This window comes from Pirellulales bacterium, from assembly GCA_019636345.1.
Lineage (GTDB): Bacteria > Planctomycetota > Planctomycetia > Pirellulales > Lacipirellulaceae.
The window spans coordinates 13,056-38,095 of the sequence record JAHBXQ010000005.1 but is presented as its reverse complement, the minus strand read 5'-3'; the positions used below and the strand labels follow the sequence as shown (position 1 = coordinate 38,095).

Below are 25,040 nucleotides of genomic sequence, written 5' to 3'. Positions count from 1 at the left end.
TATTTCCTCCGCGACTGCTAGAACAAAATCTACACCTTGACATGTACAATTCAAGGTTGATAATCTCGGGCATCGGCGCTTTAGCCGGTGAACTCGACCGAATGCAACTTCATCGTGATTGCCGAGGAACTGCCGTGAAACGCCTATGGTTCGCGTTTGTCGCCGTCATGCTCGTGTCGTTTCTGATTCTCGGCTGGATTGGGACGCGGATCTACGACGAAATGCCTCCGATCCCCGCGAAAGTCGTCACGACAGACGGCCGTACGCTGATCGACGAAGGCCAAATTTCCGCTGGGCAAAACGTCTGGCAGTCGATGGGGGGGATGGAGGTTGGCTCGATCTGGGGCCATGGCAGCTATGTCGCCCCGGATTGGACCGCCGATTGGCTCCACCGGGAAGCCGTCTTCATTCTCGACGCTTGGTCGCAAGACGAATTAGGAAGCGAGTTTGCGGAACTGGCCGCTGAAGAGCAAGCCCGACTGCAGGCTCGGCTGACCGAACTGCTGCGGACCAACACGTATGACAAGCAGACCGGAATCGCGACCGTGGATCCGATTCGGTCCGCGGCCTTCGAGGCCAACTTGGCTCACTACTCCGAGGTGTTCTCGCAAGGAAACGTCGACTACGCGATTCAGGCCGGCGCCGTAACCGAAGAGGCTCGTCTCCGAGCCATGGCGGCGTTTTTCTTCTGGACCTCGTGGGCGGCGTCGACCAATCGGCCGGGCCAGACGATCTCCTACACGAACAACTGGCCGCACGAACCCCTGATCGGCAATCGGCCGACGGGCGAGAACGTGGTTTGGACGGGGGTCAGCATCATCATGTTGTTGGCCGGCATCTCGGCGATGGCGTGGTGGCACGCGGCGAAGAAGGAGGACGAGCCGGTTCCCGTGCCGCCGGACGCCGATCCGCTTGCCGCCTGGAAGGCGACTCCCTCGCAACGGGCGACGCTCAAGTTCTTCTGGGTCGTCGCCGCGCTGCTGTTCGTCCAGATGCTGCTGGGAATCGTCGTCGCTCACTATGGGGTCGAGGGAGACGGATTCTACGGGTTTCCGCTCTCGCAGTACTTGCCGTACTCCGTCGCCCGCACGTGGCACGTGCAGGCGGGATTGTTCTGGATTGCGACCGCCTGGTTGGGGGCGGGGTTGTTTATCGGGCCGGTCGTCAGCGGCGTCGAGCCGAAGCATCAGGCGCTGGGAGTGAACGTACTTTTCGCCGCGTTGCTGGCGGTCGTCGTCGGATCGCTGGCGGGCGAATGGCTGAGCGTCCACAACAAGCTGAGCGACGTCGCTTCGTTCTACTTCGGCCACCAAGGGTACGAGTACGTCGATCTTGGCCGGGCTTGGCAGATTGCCTTAATGGTCGGCCTGCTGCTGTGGCTCGTGCTGATGCTGAGAGCCTTGACGCCCGCTTTGAAGCAGAAAGGCGAGGCCAAGCAACTTGTGGCGCTGCTGGCGGTCGCTTCGGCGGCGATTGCGTTGTTCTACGGGGCGGGGCTGACATGGGGGCGGCACACCCATCTTTCGATGGTCGAATACTGGCGATGGTGGGTCGTCCACCTGTGGGTCGAAGGGTTCTTCGAGGTCTTTGCGACGACCGTCATCGCGTTCGTGTTCATGCGGCTGAACGTCGTTCGGCCCGGCGTCGCGGCCGGGGCGGCGCTGCTGTCGGCGACGATCTTTCTGGCGGGGGGCATCATCGGCACCTGTCACCACCTGTATTTCTCGGGCACGCCGACAGTGGCGCTCGCCTGGGGGTCGGTGTTCAGCGCGCTGGAAGTCGTGCCGTTGACTCTGGTCGGTTTTGAAGCCAACGAAAACCTCCGCCTCTCGAAGCAAACCCTCTGGCTTCGCCGGTACAAGTGGCCGATCGCGTTCTTCATCGCCGTAGCGTTCTGGAACATGGTCGGCGCCGGGTTGTTCGGCTTCATGATCAACCCGCCGATTGCGCTCTACTACATGCAGGGGCTCAACACGACCCCTGTTCACGGGCATGCGGCGCTGTTCGGCGTGTACGGCATGTTGGGGATCGGCCTGATGCTGTTATGCCTGCGGGTGTTGCTGCCCGATCCGGAGTGGCGCGACGGGCTCCCCCGCTTCGGATTTTGGGCAATGAACGTCGGCCTCTTTGCGATGTGCGTCGGCAGCCTGCTGCCGGTGGGGCTGTTGCAGACGTGGGCGTCCGTCGACCGCGGCTACTGGTACGCCCGCAGCAGCGAACTGATGCAGACCGACCTAATGCAGACCTTGCGCTGGATGAGAGTTCCCGGCGACACGGTTTTCTTCGCCGGCGCCGTGGCTATCGTGATCTTCGTGGCGACTTTGCGACCCCGCCGCGGCGCGGCGCCGCGCGTCCCCGACTCGCTGCAACCGACCGCTTGAACCTTGAGAGGAGCGACGACCATGAAACCGACCGAGATCCTCAAACGCGAGCATCGCGCGATTGAAACAGGGCTCGATTGCCTCGAACTCCTCGCGGACCAATGCGCCGCGGGAGCTTGGAACGCAGAAACTGCCGCCGAGGCGCTCAGTTTCATCCGCGATTACGCGGACCACGTTCACCATGGGAAAGAGGAAGACTTGCTGTTCCCGCTGCTTGAGGCCAAGGGTTTCTCCCGCGAGCAGGGCCCGACCGGCGTCATGACCTACGAACACCAGCGGGGTCGAGACCTGGTGCGAGCCATGGCCGAGGCCGTTGCCCAGCGGTCTCCGGAGCGATTCGCGGAGAACGCCCGCCAGTTCGTCAGTCTCCTACGGCAACACATTATGAAGGAGGATCATTGCCTGTTTCAGATGGCCGATCAGGCGTTGTCGGACAGCGAGCAGGAAGACCTGCAGCGAGCCTTCGAGGCGTTCGAATCCGATCCCCAGGAAACGACTCGACGAGAGCAGGCTTTGGAACGCGCACGGACCTTGGCGAACCTGTTGGGCGTTTCGACCGCTGCACTCGACGCCAACGTCTCGGCAACCGCTTGAGTCGGGGACGGCGACTCGCGCCGCGACGAGCGGCCGGGCGAGAGCAGAGGGGTTCTGCGTCGCACGATCTATTTCCGAGCGATCTTCGCCTTGGCGGCCTGCGCGGCGAACACGGCCAAGGTCGTTTTGCTTTGCCAAGCGCGGAACCGTTCGGCGAGCGCGACGTAATCGTCGTGCAGCGGGCATGGCTCCTGCGTGCCGCACCAGTGGGGCCCGAAGGGGCAGAGCATGTTCCCGTCCGGCCGCTCGAAAACGCTCGCGACGTCGAGCAGCGAGATTTTCTTGGGAGGGCGCGCCAGCGCGTAGCCGCCGCCAGGTCCGCGAGCCCCGACGACGAGGCCCGCCTGAGAGAGGGTCGTCAGCAGCTTGGCGACCAGCGTTTGCGGCAAGTTGCGAGCCTTAGCGATCTCGTGCGACGAGAGGTGAGTCCCCTCGGCGTACGCTTCGGCCAAGCGGCTCATCGCCGAAATCGCGGTTTGCGTCGTCTTGCCGTAGCGAATCATGCCCTGCGCCCGTGGGTCAAGGTCGCCGACTCCTGGTCGGTGAGAATGGGGATCGCAATCCGCAACGCCAGCGTGAGGACCATCAATCCCAGGGCCCAAATCCCGACGGTGATCTTCCACTCGGCCATGCTCGGCTGGTACTCGACCAGTTCGTGAAGCGTCGATGGGATGAAGCCAGGAACGATGAGGCCCATTCCCTTCTCGATCCACACCCCGACGAACGCCAGAACGCAGGCCGTTGTGAGCAGTAACTTGTGGTCAATCACCCGGGGAGTCAAGAGCAGCGTCGCGGAACAGGTCATCATGCCGATTGAAGTCCAAATCCACGGCGCCAGGGCGTCGTGTCCGTGCAGGCCGAAATACAGATAGTGCGCCGAGGCGATATGACTTCCCCCGGCGTAGAACTCCGTGAACGCTTCGGAGACGACCATAAGCAGGCTGATCAGAATCGTGACCCGCATGATTCCCACGAGGGTGCGCACCGGGCCTTCGCCGATCCGAATCCCCGTGACTTGTCGGACAATGAGCATCGCGACGACGATGAACGCCGGCCCCGAGACGAACGCTGACGCGAGAAAGCGGGGCGCCAGCAGGGCGGTGTTCCAGAACGGTCGCCCGCCGAGACCGCAGTAAAGGAAGGCCGTCACGGTGTGGATCGAGATCGCCCAGACGATCGAGAGATAGACGAACGGCACGTACCACGCCTTGTCGGGCCGCTCGCCGCGGAATCGCTTGTAGAGCAGATACCCGGTGATGTGCAGATTCAGCAGCAAGTAGCCGTTGAGCACGATGACGTCCCACGTGAGCATCGAGATCGGCCAATTGAAGCGTCCGATCCCGGGAACCAAGTGCCAAAACCGATCGGGGCGTCCGAGATCGACGGTGACGAAGGCCAAGCACATGAGAATTGCGGCGATCGCGACGAGCTCGCCCAGGATGACGACTTCGTGCATCTCGTCGTCGTGGTACAGATACGCGGGGATAACCATCATCACGCCGCCCGCCGCGAGTCCCACCATGAACGTGAAGTTGGCGATGTACAGTCCCCAGGAAACATGGTCGCTCATTCCGGTGACCTGCATCCCGTCGCGTACTTGCACGGCCCAGGCGTGCAGCCCGACGAGGCACAGCGCGGTCAGCAGGGTCATCCACGCGTAGAAGTGCCACGGGCCGTCGGTGGAAAGCTTCACGGCCCGCCACAGAAATCGCGGATAGGTCACAGCGTGGCTGGCCGGCAGGTCGGCGACGACGGGGGCGTCCATCTAGGATGTTCCCTTCAGCAGAGTCAGCAGGAAACGCGCGGGTTCGACCGCCCGCACAGCGTGAAGTTCACCGGCGGGCATCGCAACCCAGCCGCCGGAGCGGAGCTCGTGCTTCGCTCCCGACACGTCGAACTCAATCGTCCCGTCGAGCACGTGCACCAGCGCCGGTTTCGCGGCGCTGTGGTCGGTCAGTTGCTGACCTGCGTCCATCGCGAACAGCACCAGTCGCGCCGCGGGCGAGTCGTACAGCGTCTTTGTAACGGTGGCGTCAGGCGTCGCTTCGACCAAATCGTTCCAATCGGCGACGACCGAGGTTGCGTCCGGGGAGAAGATTGCAGCGCTCATTTCTCTCATCCTTCGCTTCGTGCACTCCAGGCGTGGCACGAATCATGTGTCGAAGAAGTAGAAGAACTGGGGCCTGGTTCCCAGTTCTTCCTTGAGGACGAACACCCGCTTCGTGCGGAGCACGTAGGAAATCTCCGAGTCGGAATCAAGCAGATTGCCGAAGACGCGAGCCCCGGTAGGGCATGCCTCAAGGCACGCCGGCAATCGACCCTGGCGGGTCCGGTGGAGGCAATAGGTGCACTTCTCGATCACTCCCTGCGGGCGAATGCGGTTGCTGAGGTAACCCTGGTTCGGATTGATCTCCTCGGCGGGGATCTCAGGTTTCGTCCAGTTGAAGCGCCGAGCATGATACGGGCATGCCGCTTCGCAATACCGGCAACCGATGCACCAGTTGTAGTCGACGACGACGATCCCGTCCGCTTCCTTCCAGGTCGCTTCCACCGGGCAGACGTTCACGCACGGAGGATGTTCGCATTGCTGGCACTGCACTGGCATGTAGAACTTGTCGGGCTGCGGGACCGGATGGTCGTAGTGAGCGTTGCCGCTCGCCAAGTCGAGGCTCCCCTTGTCCATCTCCAGGACGCGGATGTACGAATTGCCGCTCGGGCGATCATGGTTGTTTTCCTGATGGCACGCCTCGGCGCACTTCCGGCAGCCGATGCAGATCGACAGGTTGAGCGCGTAGCCGAACTTCACTCCCGGAAGAGGGCGGTCGTCGACGATCGTCGCCTCGACGCCGTACTCGTTGCGTGACTCGTCCTGCAACCGGCCGATCACGGTCGTCATCTCGGCGGGGGAGAGTTCTTTGAAGTGCTTCTGCAGAAATTCCGCGGCGGACGTCTCCTGCGACGCCCATTCGACGATTGGCGCCATCGCCTTGGCGAACGCCGCCGCGCCGAGGGTCGCCCCGACCGCCTTGATCGCCGTGCGGCGATCGACCTCGCCGAGCACCGGGAGTTTCACCTGCGCGGAATCGTTCACGGACGGTCCTCCTGGACGAGAACGCGCGAAACCCCGTCGCGAGGGGCGAACACCGGCGTCACCGGCTGGTACTGCGGGGCGTGGGCGTCATGGCAGGCGAGGCAGTGATTCCGTACCCGCGGCCCTCGAGCGAGATCCCAATAGCCCGTCATGCCGCCGTGAACTCCGTTCTGATAGTCCCGGAATTGCGGTCCGTGGCATTGGGCGCAGAGCCGGAGCGAATCGGCGAACTCAATCCCCTCGCCGCTCGCCAGCCGAAGCTGCGAGTAGTTTGCCGGATTGTGACAGGCGACGCACTGCAGACCGCCATGAGCGGCGGCGAGTCCCATGTGGAAGTCTCTCAGTTGGGCGCCGTCGCTCGTCGCGGGGTTCGGTGCACGCGTTGCGTGGCAGGTCGTGCAGTTGGCAAGGACTGGCTCGCCGAGACGGTCGATTTCGCCCGTCGCAATCCCCGGGGCCGAGCGGGCGCCGACGATCACGACCCCGTGACGATTCACGCCGTCGGTCGCCTCGCGCACCGCGACCGAGCCGGCGACGGGCGGCGGCGACTCGCGCGACTCCTCCGCAATCGCGAGCAGCACGGCGGTCGTGGCGAGGGCGACAAGCAGACCAGCCCTCCACGGGGCGGAGCCGCGGCGATCGGGGTTCATGGTCAGGTATCAGATGGCCAGGTTCATGCTGAGTCGGTCTCCAGCTTATCGACCTGCGCGCGGGAATTCAAGAATAGTTATTCTTTTATTCTTGAATTGTCCCGGCAGAGCCGATAATCTGTCCGTATGAGGGTTGCGCCGACGATCAGGCGCGTCGACTGTCGGCCAAGTCCTTTCTCACTGGTCGAGAGCCGACAGCCCCTCGCCAAGGGATGATTCGCCGCGTAAGGCGCCATCGGCGTCCGCTCTTCAAGCCGTTCCCGTACGCGAAGCCCAGCGATGCCTACCAGCGGACTTGTCCTGACCGCCGAGCGGCCTGAAGACCTTGTGCCGATCCTCGCCGCCCTGGCCGCCGAGCCGGCCGTGGAGTGCGCGACTCCCCGGGGCGTTCGCCTGCCGCTGGTGCTGGAGACGCCCGACAAGCAGACCGACCAGCGCTTGTGGGATTGGCTTCGCCGTCTGCCAGGCGTCGCGAACGTCGACGTGGCGTTCATCCATCTTGGAACTCAGGGCTCAGTCTCCCCGAAATTGCCGGAGGAAATCACGTGACCGTCGTGGACCGACGCGAGGCGATCAAACTCGCCGCAATGGCGGCCGCCGCCGGTGCGGCGGGCGTGCAGGTCGAACCGTGCCAAGGGAGCGTCGACGTTCCGCCGCCCCCGGGACGCCCGGACCTGCCCGGGGTCGTCTGGAACAAAGCCCCGTGCCGGTTTTGCGGGACCGGTTGCCATGTTCAAGTCGGCGTGCAGGACGGCCGCGTCGTCGCCGTCGCCGGCGATCAGCAGGCGGAGGTCAATCGCGGTCTGCTCTGCGTCAAGGGCTATCACGTCGGGGGCATCCTCTACGGGGCCGATCGGCTGACGAAGCCGCTGCTGCGAATCGACGGCCGCTTGCAGCCGATCGAATGGGACCAGGCGATCGACGTCGTCGCCCGCAAGATTCTCGAGGCGGGGCCCAAGTTCGGCCTCTATCTCTCGGGGCAATCGACCGTCCCCGAGGGGTACGCCGGCACGAAGTTGATGCGCGCCGGCCTCAGCAGCAATCAGATCGACGCCAACGCCCGGCTCTGCATGGCTTCGGCCGTGACGGGGTTCTTAAGCACCTACGGAGTCGATGAGCCGGCCGCTTGCTTTGACGATCTCGACGCGTGCGACGCTCTCGTCCTATGGGGAAACAATCCGGCCGAGATGCATCCCATTCTCTTCAGTCGCGTCATCGATCGACGAGTGCGAGGAGACAAGATCGAGATCTACGACATCGGCACGCGCTGGACCCGAACGACCGAGCGGGCCGACCACTACCTGCAAATGAAGCCCCACGGCGATCTGGCGATCGCCAACTGCGTGGCTCGGCAACTTATCGCGTGGAACGCCTTCGACGAGGAGTTCGTCGCCAAGCACTGCGCGTTCCGCGCCGACCGCACCCCGCCGCAGGGGTGCGAACACGACGCCTACGTGGCGCTGGCGGCCGAGAAAGGCTCCGCGGGTCTCATGGGCGAGCCGATCGACTTCGAGCAGTACAAACGGCTCGTCTCGTATTACACTCCCGAGAAAGCCTCCCAACTGTCGGGGGTTCCGGTCGACCAACTTGTGACGCTCGCCCGTCTGTTCGCAGACAAGAACCGACGAATCGTCTCGCTGTGGTGCATGGGAATGAACCAGCACACCGCCGGGACGGCGATCAACAACTTGGTGCACGGGATTCATCTGCTGAGCGGGCATTGGGGCAAGCCGGGGGACGGGCCGCAGTCCCTCACGGGTCAGCCGTCGGCATGCGGCACCGTGCGCGAAGTGGGAACCCTCTGCCACACGTTGCCTGGAGGGCGGTTGGCGGCGAACCCCGAACACCGCGCCGACGTCGAACGACGCTGGAATCTCCCCCCGGGCCGGTTGAATCCGGAGATCGGGTTTCACACGGTCCAGATGTTCGAAGAATTCTGCAAGCCGACCGCCGAAGGGGGGCGAATCAACACGATTTGGGTGCAGGTCACCAATCCCGGCCAGTCGCTCCCCAACACCAAGAAGTTGTTCAAGGCGAAGGGGGAGCAGTCGGACAAGTTTCTCATCGTGTCGGAGGTGTACCCCACCGCGACGACCGAGTTGGCCGACCTCGTGCTCCCCTCGGCGATGTGGGTCGAGAAGAACGGCGTCTATGGCAACAGCGAACGCCGCACGCAACAGTGGTTCAAGATGGTCGATCCGCCGGGCGAGGCGCGGGACGACTGTTGGCAATTGCTGGCCGTCGCACGGCGACTGTTCGAATTGGGGCACGCGGGGCTCAAGGACCGGGACGGCCGGTGGATCTTCGAGATGCGCGACGATGCGGGCGAAGAAGTCCCGATCTGGCAGTGGGAGGACTACTACGGCCGCGTGAACGTCGATCGAACGCTCTTTGAGGAATATCGGCAGTTCACGGCGCTGAAGCACAAGGATGTCGCTCCGTACGACGAGCTGGTCGCTCGCCGCGGGATGCGCTGGCCTGTCGTCGAGACCGCTCCCGGCGAGTTCCGCGAGACGCGGTGGCGCTTCGTCGAGGGAGCGGACCCCAACGTCGCAGCAGGCAAAGGGTTCCAATTCTATCACTCGGTCACCGGCGACGACCGGGCGCAAATCTGGTTCCGCCCCCATCAACCGCCGGCCGAAACGTGCAGCAATGACTACCCGTTTATGCTTACGACGGGGCGCGTGCTGGAACACTGGCACACGGGCACGATGACCCGCCGCGTCAAGCAACTGTCGGGCGCCATGCCGACGGCGTACCTTGAGATGAACCCCGACGACGCCCGGGAACTGGGCATCGCCAACGGGGAAGAGGTGGAATTGCAGACGCTTCGCGGCCGGATGCGATTGCCGGCCTGGCTTGACGGTCGGGCCAAGCCGCCGCGAGGAACGCTGTTCGTCCCCTTCTTTGACGAGCGGGCCGCGATCAACGACCTGACTCTCGATGCGATCGATCCGTTCTCGAAACAACCGGATTACAAGAAGAGCGCCGCTCGCGTCGTGAAGGCCAATCGGTTGCCGCTGTCCGGCCGCGACGAGGTGGCCCCGTGACGAAACCTGCCGACCAATCCGCCAAGCGCTGGGACCGTCTGGGCCACATGGCGCTCGCGGTGACGATCGGCGTTTCGGTCGCGGGGTTTCTCGTCGGCGTGCGAGATCGCTCCGAACCGGCGTTGCCGTCGCTGTCCCAGGCGAGCGAGATTCCGCCGGACGTCGATCATGCGGCGGTCGTCGTCGAGTACGCTCGCATGGCCGCCGTGCGCCGCGGTCCCAACGCCGAGTGGAGCCAATCGCAATCGTTGCCGACCTTGCGCGACGACCCCGTCGAGGCCTTCGGTTCCGCGTCGCCGTCGGCCGACCAGCGCCGCGCCACGGTCGCGGCGCGCACGTTGTTGCGGGCGTTTAGCGGAGCCCCGCCGGTCGTGCCCCATGCCGTCGACGAGCGCAACCCGCAGGCTTGTCTCGCCTGCCATGGAACCGGGCTCAAAGTCGGCGAGGTTGTCGCTCCTCGGATGAGCCACCAGATGCTCCCCAACTGCACGCAGTGTCATGTTGAAGCCAGGCAAGACGCACCGTGGGCGACGGCTTCGCAACTGCGCGTCGAATCCAACTTCGCCGGCCTCGTTGAACCGGGCTCCGGCGACCGAATCGGTCCTGGGGCGCCGCCGACGATTCCGCACCGACTCTGGATGCGCTCGGACTGTACCGCCTGCCATGGCGCTCTGGCCGGCGACGGCCTCCGCACCAGCCATCCCTGGCGGACCAACTGCACGCAGTGCCATGTTCCCGCTCACGGTTTCGAGTGGGCCGGGACCGAAGACGCACCGCCCGGTGCGGCGGCGAGTGCGACGGACGATGAAACGATCTCCCGATGGATTACCCAGCCGTGAGCGAGATGTCGAGTCGACTCAGCCGTCGCCAGTGGCTTGTCGGCGCTTGGCGTCGCGCGAGCAGCGAACCCGTTGTGCACTCCGACTGCCAGTCTGAGCAGCCTTCTGTCGCCGTTGTTCAGGGGCGGCATTGCCTCGCGTATCGGAATCTCGTCTGTTCGGTCTGCGTCGAACGCTGCCCGGTCGAGGGAGCGATCGCCGTCGTCGACGGCGCGCCCCAAGTCGTCTCCTTGCTTTGCACGGGATGCGGCGATTGTCTGGCAGCTTGCCCGGCCCCGCTTCCGGCGATCCGGTTGCTCCCTCGGCGAGAGACCTTGGTCCCATGAGCTTGCTGCCGGAAATCTACCAAGCCGATCTCGACGGGCCGACGCTTGAAGCCCTTGTCGCAGACGTCGCCGCGCTCGGCGGCGACGTCGAAGTCATCCCCCGGCGGCGCCCGCACGAGTTGATCAGCGGCGCGGAACTCAGCCTCGCGGAGGCGCTCCATGCCCTGCAATCCGGGGCGATGAGCGGAATCCAACTTCGCTACGACCACCAAGGCCGACGCTGGTGCGACACGATCGCCCCGACCAAGTCGGGATGGCGGCTCGTCCGGATCGATCTCGCCGAAGCAGCTTCTCGCGGAGGCGAGCCAAGCTGACGCTCCCAGGCGCCGGGTCGTCAAACGCGACGAAGGTCAATGTTTTGCAGTTGTGCTGCGCGATCCCGCTGCAACGCAGACCTGAACGCTCCAAATCAGCCTGCTAGCGATCTCGGTTCATTGCGAGTCTTGGGACGAAGCCCGACTGCAGGGCTGGAGCGAGCTTGTCGTCGTCGACGTTCTGCCAGCGTGACGATGCGTCGTGCGGTCGGCTGTGTCGCCGCGCGGGCTTGGCAGCCGCGTTGTGCAGAAGCTCCGTTTCGGACGAGGGTTCTCCTCCCCGGCCGCGTTCGAGCGGCGAGGCGCGTCTGGCGTACAGCGCCTCGATCGCGGCGTCTCGTTCTTGCTCGCTGACGCCGGAGGAGTTGCTCCAGGCATCGGAGCGGGAAGGGGATTCGAGGCTGAGAATGAACGCCGATTGCCAATCGTTCGTTTCCGGCTCGCCGTCGACGGCAAGAGCGCTCGCGACGAGCGATTCGCCGACGGCAGCGACCGCCGCTTGCGGGCTGCTGCCGTAATGCAGCTTCCAGAGGTCCAGGTCGTCGGCGCCGATTGTTCCGTCGCCGTCGCCGTCGGCCCCAAGCAGCGAGCCGGGCGGCACGCTGGCGCCGGCCGTACGCTGCCAAAGCAGGAAATCGCCCCCCGCGACGAGTGCATCGCGGTCGTAGTCGCCGGGCAGGGCGAACTGAACGGCGCCGGGCGTCGCCGGGCCGGCCGACCAACTCGTCGCATAGTCGCCGAAGGCCTGAGCGGCCGTCCGCGACAACGACAGTCCCGCGCCGGCGGCGAGTTCAGGCCACGGGGTTTGGTCGTCGTACGTCGTACGATCGACCAAACGAAATATCTGTTCGGGGGGATTGGTCGGGGCGAGGAGCTTGATTTCCGCTCCCACGCCTCCCAACGACGGCCCGAACGGACCGAACAACGGCACAGAGACTTCGAGGTCGTAGTGGGCGCGAAACGCCGCCGCGCGGGGGGCGTCCAGAGGGTTGAAGCTCACCAGCACGATCGCTTGCCCCGCTCCGATGACCGCGCCGGCGGGAAGCGTTGCGGCGATTGAGCCGCCGAGCTTCCAGCCGCTTAGGTCGACAGCCTCGCTTCCGGAGTTGTGGATCTCGATGAACTCGAGTTGATGCGGCAGGATCGGGGCTCCAACCGCCGGCGGGGACGGCCGGTACTGCACTTCGCTGATCACGACGCTCGAGGAGCGATGTTTGCCGTTAGGCGATCCGAGCGAAGCATGGGCGAGCGGATACAAACCGTACGCCGTGGCGGCGTCGGGGACGCGGCCGTAGGAAACCCCCGGCAGCGAAGCGTCGAACCGCGCTTCGTCGGCGAATCGCAGCGGCTTGCCGTTGGCGGCGGCCTCGACGAGAAAAACCTGCTCGCCGGACGAACTCAATGCAAAATCGGAGGCGCTTCCCCCGTTGCCGGGGTTGAATTGAGCTTCGGTCAGCAGCAACAAGCCTCCCGCGGCCAGAATGGTCCCGCCGGGGAATTGGTGCTTCATCAGGGCCGAGCCTGAGTCGGAGACCCACCAACCCGACAGATCGACAGTGTCGCCGGTCGAGTTGAATAGTTCGATCGCGTCGCCGCCGGGAGTCAGCGGGTTGGCGAGCACTTCGTTCACGACGACCCCGACAGGTCCCAACGGCGCTGCGCCGGGCGTACCGTTGTAAGCTACGCTGGCTTGCCAGTTTCTTCCGTCGTTGTAGTCCCCGTGGAAATCGATCGGTTCCAACGACGAGCCGCGTCCGTCGGTTCTGACGTACCATTCGTCGCTGAACATGAACTGTTGAATGAGCGAATCGTCGCTCGCCCGCAGCACCAGTTCCTCGCCGCCGTTGCTGAGGGCGCCGGTCCATTCGCCGGCGATGAAGACGCCGGTTCCGTACCGCGATTCAAAGTCGATTCGGTCGTCGACCACCACGACGCGCTGCCCCGGCAGCAAGGATATGCTAGGGAACGTAAAGGTGATTCCGACGGTGAACTTGACGCCCGTCAGGTCGATCGTCTCGGTTGCGCTTGTGTTGATCAACTCCAAGAACTCGAACTCTTGGGCGTCGACAGGATTGTCGCCGTACTGCGGCAGGGGAGCAGCGGGGTTGTAGTGGATCTCCGAAATCCGCAGATAGTCCTGGGCCAGTTGCGCGTTGTCGACCGGGGTCGGCACGAACGTCAGCGGGTCGGACCAGTGGCTCCAGCGGCCCGTGTCGTCTTGGAAGCGAACCCGAGCGCGGTGCTCGGCGCCCGCCGTCACCGCGCTCGGCGGCGGCACGATCGCGACGTTAGTCGTGGTCAACGGCCCCGACGTCCAACTCGCGGTCCACTCGTCGAGGAACGTCCGAGTCGGGTCGAGTCCGGCCGCGACGTCGGTCACATGCGAGATGCGCCACTCGACGGCTCCGAACGTGTGGGCGCCCTGAGGGTCGGCGAACGGGGTCGTCTGAAACGCGAGTTGGTTGGCCGCCAAGCCGGGATCGCCGACGTAGCTGATCGTCGGGGTGTGCGGAATCAGGGCTTCCTCCCCCGATGCGGCGAGCAAGTTGTCGAGATAGGCGGCGCGGCCGCCCGGACCGATTCCGCCGCCCGGCCAGTTCCCCCCGACGAACGCGAAGTTCAGCATGTCCTCGACGAGATTCGCGAGCGAAACGAGCCCCGCCCCCGACAGCCCGTCGTAATTGCCGGCGTCGGCGGGGGCGCCCTGCCACCGCGCTCGATCAGCGGCCTCGAGCGGCAGGATCTTCGATACGAGCTCTTCGAGCATCCCTCGCAGTTGGTCCGGCTGCCACAGCAAGTCGCGCAGTTCTCGCAGCGTATTGTAGTACTGCGGCGTGATCAGCGCGTTCTTGTACGCCGAATTGACATTCTCGAACAACGCGTCGTAGACGACGTCTTTGCCGTCGTTCCAAGTCGGTCCCCAGGTCGCGTCGGCGTCCCACATCAGCAGCCACAACTTGCCGAGGTAGTCGTTCTCGGCCGTATACTCCGGCTCGAAGTAGTACGCCATGTTCTTGTTGGCCGTGGGCCAGTAGTCGTAATGGCGCACCGCCTCGGCTAGGGCGTGGAAGACGAAGTACTTCTCCAGGTTGACGCGATGTTCGATGTCGCTGCTGAGGCGGGACAGGACGTTCTCGATGTAGTCGTGGTCCGACCCGTCGTTGACGGCGTACGGAGCTTGATAGTCCTGCTGCCGCAGGGCGTTGCGAGTCTGGTTGATCAGTTTGTAGAGATTCCCCTCGGCCAGCCCGTGGGCCTCGAGAAACCGTTTGTCGTAGTCCTCGAGCGCGAAGTTGATTCCCCAGAAGTCGCCGCGCCACTGGTCGGGCGCTTCGCTGGCGCCGTCGACGACGCGAAACTGGAACCAATGCGTCTCCGGCGCGGGAACGCCCATCATGTTCGACAGCATCATCGTCATCGCCTCGTTGAGCGCATAGGTCAACGTCTGGCGGTTGTCGAAGCCTTTGCCGGTGGTCAGCGTCTTCCACTTCTCGGGATACGGTTGGCCGTCCTGGTCGAGCGGCTCGAACCAGTGGCCGTCGTTGAAGCGGAATCGCATGCTGCGTTTGCCGTCGGTCAGATAGCGGCCGTTGGCCCCGCGCAGCCGGTACGTGATGTTGTCGTAGACCTGGCCGTTGTAGACCATCGTGCCCGACCAGTTGTAGACGAATCGCCCTTCGGTCCCCTGGGGGATTTCGTCCGCGGGGTCGTAAGCGTATGCGTCGGCCAGGTCCTCGGCGCGCGTGATCAGGTGATACGTCGGCAGCGACGCCATCGCCGCCGCGTCGGCGAGCACTTGGTTCGCGTTGTCGTGGTACTCGGGAACGCCGTCGTAGACGAAGTAGGCGAAGTTCAGCGACGCGTCGTCGGCGTAGGGCGCCGTGGCCGAGGCGCCCAGCGAATCCGTAACGACGATCCGGTAGCGGACGAGCGTGCGATGCGCCTGCCAGGGGATCGTCGCCGTGTAGACTGAGTCGCCGGCGAGTGCGTCGCCGGACTGGCCGTCGTCGCGCATCGCGACGGTCGTCCAATTGGCCGAGTCGAAGTAGGTCGGATTGGCGGTCGGCGCTGCGTAAGGGTTGGTCACCAGATCGCTATGCGACGCCGGAAGCCGTGCGGGCAAGTACTGCCCGGGGAGCACGATCTGGTACTGGAGTTGCACCGAGGCGACGCCGTCGGGATCGGCGACCTTGGCCGTGATCGACGTCGGCAACCCAGAAACCGTTTGGCCCGGCTGCGAGACTGCGTGGATCGCCGGCGCCGCGTTCGGGGCATAGGCCTGGTTTTGTGCCCCCGGAGTCGCCCGCGGATGGTTCACAGCAACGCGAAGCGACCGGGTCGTCGTCCCCTCGGCGTTGGTCGCCGAGATCGTGTAAGTCGTCGAGACGCTCGGCGACACGACGACTTGGCCTGTCGCGCCGACGGCTCCGACCCCTTGGTTGATCTCGACCGAGGTCGCCCCCGACACGTCCCAAGCCAACGTGGCCGACTGCCCCGCAAGGATTGCTTCTTGGCTGGCCGTGAACGAGTTGATCGCAGGCCCCGCGGCGACGGCGTCGGGTCCTGCGGCGAAACTGTCGGCAACCTGGCCGTCAGTCAGGGCCTGACCGTAGATGCGGAATTCGTTGTAGAAGCCGTCGAACAGCGGATCGTTCCACTGCGAACGGCCGAGCCAGTTGTTGACGTCCTCGACGTCGGCCAGATCGATCAGCGTCGTGCTCGTCCCGACCAATTGTCCGTTGACGTACAGCTTCTGTTGGTCGAGCAGGCTGTTCCACGTGACGGCGACGTGGTACTCGACGCCTGTCGACAAGGGCGTCACCCAGTCGACAACACTTTCCGTCGCCGTGCCGCCGTCGCGGTGAGTGAACCGCAACCGTCCGTTGCCCGCCTGGGGGATGAGCGTCAGATACTCCTGGTTGCCGGCGCCGTTGGATAGGTTCTCGCCGCCGGTGCTCGTTCCAAACGAGAAGATCTCGGCCCAGGTCCGATTGGTGCTGACAGTGCCCCACCACTCAAATGTCGCGTCGCCGCCGAGATTCGAGATGATCCCGTTCGGCAAATCGACGTACGCCCCTGAGGTGAAGGGGGTCTGATCCGAAGTCTGGCCGCTGTTGGCGCTGAGGTTCAATCGCGTCGATGAGAACGTAGCGATCCCCTGCGGATCGACCAAGACGCCGTCGGCGCCGCTGACGCTGTCGACGAGATTGCCGTTGAAGCTCCAGCGATGCACGAGGTCGCCAATGCCGCCGCCAGGGGGCGGAGAAGGATCGGGCGTGGCGAACAGCGGAGTCGTGAACGACGGGCGCCAGGAACTGCCCAGGTTGTTGTCGAGCGCCGGATTGACGAGTTCCATCGACGGACCCTCGCCGTCCGGTTGGATCGGCCAGGGGAACGTGACGCCGTAATCGACTTCGTCGATCAGAACGCCTTGAGCATTGCGCAGTTCGATGCGCTCGCCGTCGCCGCTCAAGCCGCCGCTATAGGCCCCTACGGCGACGGCGCCGAACTCGGCCAGCAGCGTCGCCGGGTCCTGCGCCACGACGACGTACCCCCCCGCTGGAATCGTCGTACCGGTCGGGAAGACATACGAAATGCCGTCGGTGAACGCCCACCCCGACAGGTCGACCGTCGCGGGTCCCGAGTTGTGAAGCTCGATGAACTCCTCGAACTTGGTGTTGTCGGCCGGGTTGTAGTGAATCTCGTTGATGACGACGGCCAGCAACTGCCGCGATTCCAACGGTTCGAACCGAAGTCGACGAGCGCCTGTTCGCGATCCGCGTGAGAAACGACGTTGCCTTGCCATGCCCAACTCTCTTCTCAGATGCCTCTCTGCTGCATTGCGGAGGATGCGAATCCCCCGCGAGCTGTCGCGCCGGCGAATCCTGACTTGCGCAGGGGGCCGACGCCGATCGCTGGGGCGCCGAGTTCGGACTCGGTCCGACCTGCGCCAATTGCAGCACTCTCTTCAGGATGCGTGTCGATAGTTCCGGTCAATCGTCAAGGCCAAGTCCCAAATCATCGTGGCGCCGAAGGGGCTCACGCCCTCGGATCATGGGCGAGTTGCTTGCACGATGCCGTCAGCCTGCGCGAATCCGACGAAACGAACAGGGACGGCTGCTATTCGTTGACGATCGAACAGAACCCGACGTCGACGTATTGACCGCCGGTCGATTGACGGCAGTGCACGGCGAGGACGTTGTCACGGGGCCGCAAGGCTTGCAACGCTTCCGGCCGAATTCGGTAGTGCTGATAATCGTTCACGTGCCCGTTCCGCCGCGCCGCCAGGACGCCGTTGACGTAGATCTCGACGTCCTCGTCGTGGTGGACGTGCAGCCGCAGCGTGTCGTCGATCGGTTCGGCCAGGTCGAACGTCCGACGGAGCCAGATCTCCGACGAGTCCCAGATCGTGCCGATGCGAGCGCCAGGAGTCCCCGGGGTTCCGAAGCCGCTGCGACCGACCTGCCATGACGAGTCGTCGAAATCCTCGCTCTGCCAATCGTCGCCCGGACGCGTGGTCGCGTATCGCCATGGGACGGACTTTGTATCGGCCGAGGCGACGCGAGACTCCGTTTTCGGCATCCGGGGCAGGGGGGCGTAATCGTCGGCTCGGGTCACGTCGCGCTCCGCCCACTTCTGCCAGTTCGCTTGGTCGCGGAGCAGTTGCATAAAGACCCCGCCGACGACGGGGCGGGCCGTGAACCCGACCTTCTTGCCGGAGATCGTGTCGTACCAGTCCGTCATCGGACTGCGATCCGGCGTTTCGCGCAGGAACACGGCGACCGGACGAACCAGCGCCTCGAAGTCTGCGCGATTCTCGGCCAGCGTCGCCGTCCAGAGAATCCAGTCGAGCTTTGTGTAGCTCTTGCGATTGTCGAGCGGCAGACCGTACTTGTTCTGTACGCGTAGGTAGTGCGCAACTTCCTTGGCGAGCACTTCGTCGCTGAAGAGGTTCAGGCCGAGAATGCGGTCCCAGGCGAGATTGTACTTCTGACTCCAGGTGCCCGCGCGGTCGAACGCCAGACGATATTGGTCTCCGTCGCTGGCTTCCGAAACCCACCGCTTCGCAAACTCCTCGGCGACGGCTCGGTACTCCGCCGCCCGCTGGTCGTCGCCCCGCATTTCGCAGAGGAGGGCGTACGAACCAAGCCCGCAGATCGCCTTGGCCGACAGGTTCACGTTGTGCGCCATGTGGCCGGCGAAGTCGTCCGTGCAGAGTTGATTGGCGGGGTCGAATCCCTCTTTGCGCAGGTACTGGGCCCATTGCGTCAACTGCGGCCAATAGCGTTCGGCGAAGTCGGCGTTGCCGTCGATCTGCGCGATTGCCGCCATGAGGATCAGCAGGTTGCCGGACTCCTCGACCGGCATCTGATTTTCCTCGCTCCGCTCGCCCCCGCCGTAGACTTGCCCGTTCGCTTTCGGGTAAGTCCCCAAGTCGTGCGGTGCAAAGGGAAACTTCCACCGATCGCTCGCCGCGTACTCCATGAACGGAACCACGAACGACTTGGCGAGCGAAGGGCCGAACAGCAAGAACTGCGGCGCCATCGGATAGAACACGTCGGAGGTGCCGATGCAGCCGTTCGAGTGATTTTCCTTGCAGAACTGGATCGGCTGGCCGTTGGCGTCGGCGACGAACTTGCCCGCGGCAAAGCACTGGCGATAAGCCGCGGTGGCGATCGCCGCGAAGTCGGAACCGCCGGCAGCGAGCAGGTCGGCGCCGAGTTCCCGGTCGAACGCATCGCACGCGGCCAGCAGTTTGTCGCGATCGCGAACCGCTTCGGCCAGCAGTCCCTCGGCGTCGAGCCCGTTTCGCCGCCAATAAGGCTTGAGCGGGGTTCCCATGAACTCGATCGAAAACAGGTCGTCGTAAGCCGCCACGAGCCACGCCGTGGCGCCGTCCTGGCCGACTTGGCCCAGATCAAAGGCGATTGCCAGCGACAGCTCGTCGGCACGCGACGACTCCTCGGCGTCCCGCTCCGGCAACGGCGATCCCTGCGAGAAGCTTCGGCGCAGCTCGGCGGGCTTGCCGAGCGCAAGCGACGTCGATTCCTTGGCGGGTGCGGCCAGATAGAGATACCCCCAATCGATCCGCAAATCGTCTCCCTGCGACTCGAGGACCGGCTGATCGACGGACCCGACCTTCAACGCAGCGACGCCGTTGCCGTTCGACCGGCTGGCGACCACGCTTTGATTCGGCGTGTTGACGCACAACTCGGACGAGGCTTCCCAATACAGCCGCACCTCATGCTTCCGACCGTCGGTGGCCTTGGCCTCGGCCGTGACATAGGTGATCGGTCGCGACAGGACGTCGATATCGAAGGGGAGCGCCGGCGTCGTGAAGGCAAGCGATAACTCCAACCCCTCGCCGGCGAACTTGTAGCGAGTCTGCGTGAGGGTGATCTGGGAGCCGACCTGCGGCAGCGCCGACACGTCGCTCGGTTCGCGGCCCATCAGCCGATACGGTTTGCCGTCGATGAGCGCCAAGCACGTCAACCGGTGCGGTTTGCCGGTCCAGTGGGTCGTGTCGACCTCGGTCAGGGTCTTGCCGGTCGACCAGACGCTGAAGTAGGGATCGCATGCGATCAGCGGGGTCGCGGGCAGCGCGTCGGAGGTCAGTCGCCCCGGAGCTTCGGCAAAGCACGATTGGCCGAGGGACGCGAGCGCAAGCCAGCCCGCCAACCAGGACTTCCGCAACCGCGAGGGCGCCGTTCGAGAGCAAATCGTCATCATTCATCCAGGGATCAAGTCAGGTGGTCGATTGCCGCGGCGGTCGCCCTATCGCGACCCCCTGTGCGGCAGACGGTCTATTGAACAAACGCAATCAGGAATCTTTCGGTTTCGGACGGGACTCGTCGACGACCTTGAAATCGATCGTCTGCTTCCCGCTGGCGATTTCGCATTCCCGGCTGTTCCCTGCGGCCTCCGGCTCGATGTAGGAGGTCGATTCGGAAACGTGCTGCCCGGCTTTGGGGGCGTTCGCGTAGGCGTCGGCGGAACTTGAGTAGTGGTTGAGGCGGCGCGAGCCGGTCACGATCGCGCGATACTTGCCAGGCGTCGCCTCGGACGCTTGGTACGACCCGCTGGCGATCGGGGCCGAGAACGAACGCCCTCTCCCTTGGGCGTGAAACGTGACATAACCGAACCCGACGGGTTCGCCGTTGTAGGTCACCTCGCCGGATACGGACGTTTCATCCTTGCAGCCTGAGCTCATGGCGACGATCGCAACGGCGAGTGCCGCCAAGCAACGTGAACGGAGCGGGGATCGTCTCATGTCGCTTTCCCGTGAGGTGGTTGTCGCATGCGTTTCGAGCTCGTCTCGATTCGGCTCATGCGCGTCGTGCGCCGCCCAGGAGTGATTCCAGTCAGTCCGCCGCGGGGACGTCGGCCAGCGCGCGAGTTCCCAGGGCGCGCCACGACTCGACGTCGATGGAGTCGGAGACGAACCGAACGCCGCCGTCCACGAGGGCGGCGTTGACGCCGCCGACGTGTCTGCTGCGGGCGTACGCGGCGGCCGCCGCGGCGCCGGGGTTGGCGGCGCCGGGGTGCCCGCCGATCGAATTGCACGGCGCCGTGTATTCCGTATCGGGAGGCACGAGGTCCCACTGCGGGCAAGGGCCGATGATTTGATCGGGAAGCGAGGTGTTCGGCGCTTCGGCGGCCGAGAACAGCGAGCCGCCCATGTTGCCGTAGATCATCGAACCGAGCGGCCCGCCCCAGCCGGTGATTGTCGGAGCGATTCCTTCCGAGAACAGCAGCGTGCTCGTCGTGCCGTCCGAGAACTCGGCCAGTTTCGTCGGCGGCACGGTCACGGCCGTATAGTTGCCCCCGGCCGAGCGTCCCGGCACGCGGGCCCCGAAGGCGCCGATCAAGCCGTTGCTGTCCGCTGCCACGAGCATCTGGCGAATTGCGGTCGGGAAGGTCGAGCCGGCCGGCAACCCGCCGTACAAGTCCCCGGCCCCGACGCACCCGCGGTAGTTGCCGCGCAGGCACCCGAAGGCGGGCGTCGTAATCTCGTTCTCGATCGGCGTCCCGTCGCTGGGGCAATAAAAAACGGGGATGCGCGCATGGCGGGCCTCTCTCATCCGCGGGTCGTCGCCGATCGGGCCGTTCGGTCCGGCGCCGATCCCGGGCGCCCCGGAGAGCTGTTGCGGGAAGGTCCAGAACAGATCGTAGACCGCCTGCTGCTCGATGTAGGGGAGGATGGCTTCGTACCAGGTGTAGGTGTCCCAGTAGTTGTACTTGCGTCCGAACGGCAGCGCCTTGCGCGCCGACTCGTAGTTGTGGCATCCCAGGGCGAGGTTCTTGATGTTGTTCACGCAGCCGTTGCGGCGGGCGGCCTCGCGAGCCGCTTGCACGGCCGGCAACAGCAGCGCAACAAGGACCCCGATGATCGCGATCACCACCAACAATTCCACCAAGGTGAAACCATGTCGGGGCCGAACGAGGGACCGTCTGAGTGGACGCCGAGTCATTATCTCGATCCTTTGTTTTTCATGCATCGCCGTCTCGCTCTTCGGCGAGTTCCCGGACGACGACGCTGCGCCGTCGCCGGACGCCTTGTGCGGACCTCTCGCCAAGTCCTGGAAATCGTCCGCAATTTCAATCAACCTCTGTCGGCGAGCCGCAGATTTGACCGAACTGCGGCTCGCCGTCGTTCCCCGCGTGATCAGACTCGCTTTCGTACGCCGAGCCATGCCGCTGCGAGCAAGCCCAGGGCGAGTGACGCCGATGCCGGCTCGGGGATTGCGCCCACGGCGGCTGTCGCCGGAACTCCGGCGCCGTAGTTGTTGCGCCAAGCGGTTAAATCGGCCGGGCCGTAAGGAGCGCCAAAACCTCGCTGCCAGACCAGGAAGTCGGCCCCGTCGACCTTCGTGTCGTTGTTGAAATTGCCGGGAGTCCCGCCGCTGGTGACATACGAAACCGTCCCCTCGAACAACGCGCCGCCGTTGACGCCGAATTCAAACTGAAGGTCGCCGTCGGCCCCGCCGAACACCGACGTATTGTACGCGTTGCCGAGGCTCAAAGTCGCGTTCGGAGCCAGAAGCGATCCGGCCGAGCCGAGGAACAATTCGTTGAGCAGGTTCGCGTTGGAACCGCCGGCTGCGTCCCAGCCTTCGCCGGGCGAATCGCCGGCGACGGATCCGTCGTCGGGGCCGTCCACCGCGTTGTAGTTCTGCTGGTCGAGGCTGTTCCAGCCGCCGACGTTCATGGCGCCGGCGGTGCTGGAGATTGCGTAGTACTCCAGATTCAGCGGGGCCGCTGAGTTGTTCTTCAGCGTAATGGCTCCGGTCGTCTTGTCGACCTCGATCGACGGAATCGCGGCGGCGTTCGTCACGTTCGGCCCGAAGACGGCGTTGGCCAGGGCCTGCTGGGGGGTGACTGCCGTGTTGTAGATGCGCAGCTCGTCGAATCTGGCGTCGACCATGCCGTCGTTCCACTGTGACCGACCGAGCCAGACGTTGACTTCGTCCGCGGCGAAATTGACCAAGTCCAGTGCGCCCGAGATCCCGGAGGTTCCCATCAATGCGCCGTTGCGGTACACGGTCAGCGAGCCGGGCAGGCCTCCCGACTGATCGAGCACGGCGAGAACATGTTCTTTTCTGCCGATTTGCAAGTCAGTTCCGTTTCCGTCGCCCAGGTCGTCGACCCAGGTGGTCGGCCCTTCGCCGGCGCTGGAACTGGTGGTCACGCGGAAGTCGTTCCCCCGGCCGCCGTCCCCTGTGCGAGGGATGATCTGAACGTAGGGCTGACCGCCGGCGCTGTCGGAGATCCCCTCGCCGCCGTTGCTGCGGCCGGCGGAGAAGAGCGCCCGCCAGTTGCCGTTGCTGTTCATCGTGACCCACATTTCGATCGAGACCTGACCGCTGGCCCCCCCCGCCGCGGCGGCGGAGACGAGCCCGTTGGGCAGGTCGACCCAACCGCCGGCGCCGGTTCCGTCGTTGTTCGAGTTCGAGCCCGGGCTGGGGTTGTTCGCCAGATTCAACTCGCCCCCTGAAAAGCTCGCGTTCGTGCCGTACACGATTCCGTTTTGGCCGCCGACGGAGTCGTTGGCGGTTCCGTCGTTGAACGAGTAACGGTTGCTGATCGCCGCGCTCGCTTGAGAGGCGAAGATCGCGGCGCCTGCCAGGGCGACGCACAACGCCGTGCGAACGGGACGGATGTGATTGAGGTATCGCATGGTTGCACTCCTGAACGGATCTATGCTTGTTTTCTTGAGCGAAGAAGAGAGAGCGAGAAGCGAGCGACGGGCGACAGCAGGCGGATCAACTCCGTCTCTTGAAGCGCCGGCAGAGCAGGGTCCCGCCGGCGGCCAGCGCCAGGGCCAGCGACGCCGGCTCGGGGACCGAGGTCAACGCAGCGAACGCCGCCTCGCCGTTGGCCGCGATGTAGTCGGCCTTGAACAACTGAAAGTCGGCGTAGTCGTTCGTCAGCGTCCCGTTCAAGTCGCCTTTGGAGTACGCGACGGCCGGCAAGTTGCCGGCGAGGTTCGTTCTGTGGTTGGCGGTGAAGATCGCCCAGTCGGCGGGGGTCAGGGCTCCGTCGCCGTTGAGATCGCTCCGGGCCGGGGCGGAGCCGACGTACTCGACGACGCCGGCGCCGTTCGGACCGCCGTTGAGGGTGAAGCTGAACGTGAGATCAGACGACACCGGCGTCCTGAGCCAAGCGTTGCCGATCGAGACGCTCGCCCCTCCGGCCAAGGTCCCGCCGTCGAGCGTGCCGCCCGTGACGCTTTCCGCGATAAGCGTCTGCGTGGAGGAGCTCGGCGTCCACGTGCCGTTGTTGTCAAACACGTTCCCCGCGTCGACGGAATTCCAAGACCCCGGGACGAGCCCGCCGGACGCCGAGCCGATGGAGTAGCCGGTCAGGTTGAACGCGGTGCTCGCGGGGTTCACGAGCGACATGGCTCCGGTCGCGCGATCGACGCGGAGCACGGGAAGCGGGACGGGGACCGGCCCGGTCGTAAAGCTGGTCGAAACCTCGCCGCTGCTCAGTGCGTGATCGTAGATGCGGAACTCGTCGATCAGTCCGTCGAACAGCGGATCGGGATACTGCGCCCGGCCGAGCCAGACGTTGACGTCGTTCATCTGCTCGAGCGCCATGCCCGTCGCAATCGGCCCGACGATTGGCGTCCCGTTGTTGAGGTAGAGCTTAAGCGTGCCGTTTTCGCCGGCGGACGTGTCGAACTGGTCAAAGGTCACGACGACGTGTTGTTTCACGTTGACGGGGATCGGATTCGGGGTCGCCGACATGACGAACGACTCGCCCCCCTGCCGAGTCGACGCGGCAGGGCGTTCCCACGAATCGCCGCGCTGCGGGGTGAAGATCGTGTACGGGCCGGTTCCCCCGTTGGAGATGTCTTCGCCCCCGGAGCTAGTGCCGATATCCCACAGACGCGCCCAGTCGCGGTGCGTATCGACTGTGAACCAGCCCTCGAGCGTCGCTTGGCCGAACTCTCCGAAGAGCACGGCGTCGGTGAAGACGTGGTTCGGCAGATCGACGTACGCCCCGACAGTCGCCGGTTGCGAGAAGTCCTGGCCGGAGCCCGCCCCGTTGTTTGCCCGGAGGTCGAGCTCGCCGCCCGTAAACATGCTGATGCCTGTGTTGTCGACGATCGTGGCGTTCTGCCCGCCGACCGAGTCGTTTGCGTTGCCGTTGAACGTCCATTGATTCCGCAATGCGGCGTCTGCCGCAGGCGAGAAGATCAAGGCGAAGAGGGCGGCGCCGAGCATCCGACGTCGCAGTGACGTATGACCGCCAAGCTGATGAGTCATCGAATCATTCTCCTGCTTGAGTC

At 64.8% G+C, this 25,040-nt stretch carries 17 protein-coding genes; 6 read left to right on the top strand and 11 right to left on the bottom strand.

The features are described from left to right. Positions 1-134 precede the first annotated feature (134 nt). Both KF688_13065 and KF688_13060 read left to right on the top strand, forming a co-directional pair. A complete protein-coding gene (locus KF688_13065) occupies positions 135-2,381 on the top strand; it encodes a nitric-oxide reductase large subunit (protein ID MBX3426604.1) in 2,247 nt (748 codons plus the stop codon). A 21-nt stretch (positions 2,382-2,402) separates the two neighbouring features. Further along, a complete protein-coding gene (locus tag KF688_13060; GenBank protein ID MBX3426603.1) occupies positions 2,403-2,975 on the top strand; it encodes a hemerythrin domain-containing protein in 573 nt (190 codons plus the stop codon). 68 nt (positions 2,976-3,043) lie between these two features. Here KF688_13060 and KF688_13055 read toward each other — a convergent pair whose 3' ends face one another. Genes KF688_13055 through KF688_13035 form a run of 5 tightly spaced genes read right to left on the bottom strand, consistent with a single transcriptional unit; the run spans position 3,044 to position 6,716 of the window. Continuing rightward, a complete protein-coding gene (locus KF688_13055; GenBank protein ID MBX3426602.1) occupies positions 3,044-3,478 on the bottom strand; it encodes an Rrf2 family transcriptional regulator in 435 nt (144 codons plus the stop codon). After that, positions 3,475-4,740: a polysulfide reductase NrfD gene (nrfD, locus tag KF688_13050; GenBank protein ID MBX3426601.1), complete on the bottom strand. Its 1,266-nt coding sequence runs from the start codon at positions 4,738-4,740 to the stop codon at positions 3,475-3,477. Before nrfD ends, KF688_13055 begins: the two co-directional genes overlap by 4 nt. Then, positions 4,741-5,085, bottom strand: coding sequence for a cupin domain-containing protein (locus KF688_13045; GenBank protein ID MBX3426600.1), 345 nt, complete (start codon positions 5,083-5,085; stop codon positions 4,741-4,743). Positions 5,086-5,127: 42 nt separating this feature from the next. Continuing rightward, positions 5,128-6,066, bottom strand: coding sequence for a 4Fe-4S dicluster domain-containing protein (locus tag KF688_13040; GenBank protein ID MBX3426599.1), 939 nt, complete (start codon positions 6,064-6,066; stop codon positions 5,128-5,130). Beyond that, positions 6,063-6,716: a hypothetical protein gene (locus KF688_13035; protein MBX3426598.1), complete on the bottom strand. Its 654-nt coding sequence runs from the start codon at positions 6,714-6,716 to the stop codon at positions 6,063-6,065. Before KF688_13035 ends, KF688_13040 begins: the two co-directional genes overlap by 4 nt. A gap of 279 nt (positions 6,717-6,995) precedes the next feature. Here KF688_13035 and KF688_13030 point away from each other — a divergent pair, with 279 nt between their 5' ends. From KF688_13030 to KF688_13015, 4 genes are all read left to right on the top strand, one after another. After that, complete coding sequence (locus KF688_13030) at positions 6,996-7,265, top strand: chaperone NapD (GenBank protein ID MBX3426597.1); 270 nt, start codon at positions 6,996-6,998, stop codon at positions 7,263-7,265. 38 nt (positions 7,266-7,303) lie between these two features. Then, a complete protein-coding gene (locus KF688_13025; protein ID MBX3426596.1) occupies positions 7,304-9,766 on the top strand; it encodes a molybdopterin-dependent oxidoreductase in 2,463 nt (820 codons plus the stop codon). After that, positions 9,763-10,605, top strand: coding sequence for a diheme cytochrome c precursor (locus KF688_13020; GenBank protein ID MBX3426595.1), 843 nt, complete (start codon positions 9,763-9,765; stop codon positions 10,603-10,605). Before KF688_13025 ends, KF688_13020 begins: the two co-directional genes overlap by 4 nt. A gap of 322 nt (positions 10,606-10,927) precedes the next feature. Further along, positions 10,928-11,245, top strand: a complete 318-nt coding sequence (locus KF688_13015) for a hypothetical protein (protein ID MBX3426594.1) — start codon at positions 10,928-10,930, stop codon at positions 11,243-11,245. Between the two features lie 103 nt (positions 11,246-11,348). Here the strand turns inward: KF688_13015 and KF688_13010 are convergent, their stop codons facing one another. The 6 genes from KF688_13010 to KF688_12985 form a co-directional block, all read right to left on the bottom strand. Next, positions 11,349-17,051, bottom strand: a complete 5,703-nt coding sequence (locus KF688_13010) for a lamin tail domain-containing protein (GenBank protein ID MBX3426593.1) — start codon at positions 17,049-17,051, stop codon at positions 11,349-11,351. A 314-nt stretch (positions 17,052-17,365) separates the two neighbouring features. Then, complete coding sequence (locus tag KF688_13005) at positions 17,366-19,972, bottom strand: DUF4965 domain-containing protein (protein ID MBX3426592.1); 2,607 nt, start codon at positions 19,970-19,972, stop codon at positions 17,366-17,368. Between the two features lie 94 nt (positions 19,973-20,066). Further along, the gene (locus KF688_13000; protein MBX3426591.1) at positions 20,067-20,456 is read right to left on the bottom strand and encodes a hypothetical protein; all 390 of its coding nucleotides are present in this window, start codon (positions 20,454-20,456) and stop codon (positions 20,067-20,069) included. A 151-nt stretch (positions 20,457-20,607) separates the two neighbouring features. Further along, positions 20,608-21,663: a DUF1559 domain-containing protein gene (locus KF688_12995; GenBank protein ID MBX3426590.1), complete on the bottom strand. Its 1,056-nt coding sequence runs from the start codon at positions 21,661-21,663 to the stop codon at positions 20,608-20,610. 248 nt (positions 21,664-21,911) lie between these two features. After that, entirely contained in the window at positions 21,912-23,423 is a 1,512-nt protein-coding gene (locus tag KF688_12990) for a LamG domain-containing protein (protein MBX3426589.1), read from the bottom strand. Positions 23,424-23,508: 85 nt separating this feature from the next. Further along, positions 23,509-25,017 carry a LamG domain-containing protein gene (locus tag KF688_12985; GenBank protein ID MBX3426588.1) on the bottom strand — a complete coding sequence of 503 codons (1,509 nt, stop codon included), beginning with the start codon at positions 25,015-25,017 and terminating at the stop codon, positions 23,509-23,511. Between the last annotated feature and the right edge of the window lie 23 nt (positions 25,018-25,040).

Coding starts and splice junctions, on each gene's coding strand:
- KF688_13060 (MBX3426603.1), top strand. CDS start 2,403: ATGAAACCGACCGAGATCCTCAAACGCGAGCATCGCGCGATTGAAACA.
- KF688_13055 (MBX3426602.1), bottom strand. CDS start 3,478: ATGATTCGCTACGGCAAGACGACGCAAACCGCGATTTCGGCGATGAGC.
- nrfD (MBX3426601.1), bottom strand. CDS start 4,740: ATGGACGCCCCCGTCGTCGCCGACCTGCCGGCCAGCCACGCTGTGACC.
- KF688_13045 (MBX3426600.1), bottom strand. CDS start 5,085: ATGAGCGCTGCAATCTTCTCCCCGGACGCAACCTCGGTCGTCGCCGAT.
- KF688_13035 (MBX3426598.1), bottom strand. CDS start 6,716: ATGAACCCCGATCGCCGCGGCTCCGCCCCGTGGAGGGCTGGTCTGCTT.
- KF688_13030 (MBX3426597.1), top strand. CDS start 6,996: ATGCCTACCAGCGGACTTGTCCTGACCGCCGAGCGGCCTGAAGACCTT.
- KF688_13025 (MBX3426596.1), top strand. CDS start 7,304: ATGGCGGCCGCCGCCGGTGCGGCGGGCGTGCAGGTCGAACCGTGCCAA.
- KF688_13015 (MBX3426594.1), top strand. CDS start 10,928: ATGAGCTTGCTGCCGGAAATCTACCAAGCCGATCTCGACGGGCCGACG.
- KF688_13010 (MBX3426593.1), bottom strand. CDS start 17,051: ATGGCAAGGCAACGTCGTTTCTCACGCGGATCGCGAACAGGCGCTCGT.
- KF688_13005 (MBX3426592.1), bottom strand. CDS start 19,972: ATGACGATTTGCTCTCGAACGGCGCCCTCGCGGTTGCGGAAGTCCTGG.
- KF688_13000 (MBX3426591.1), bottom strand. CDS start 20,456: ATGAGCTCAGGCTGCAAGGATGAAACGTCCGTATCCGGCGAGGTGACC.
- KF688_12990 (MBX3426589.1), bottom strand. CDS start 23,423: ATGCGATACCTCAATCACATCCGTCCCGTTCGCACGGCGTTGTGCGTC.
- KF688_12985 (MBX3426588.1), bottom strand. CDS start 25,017: ATGACTCATCAGCTTGGCGGTCATACGTCACTGCGACGTCGGATGCTC.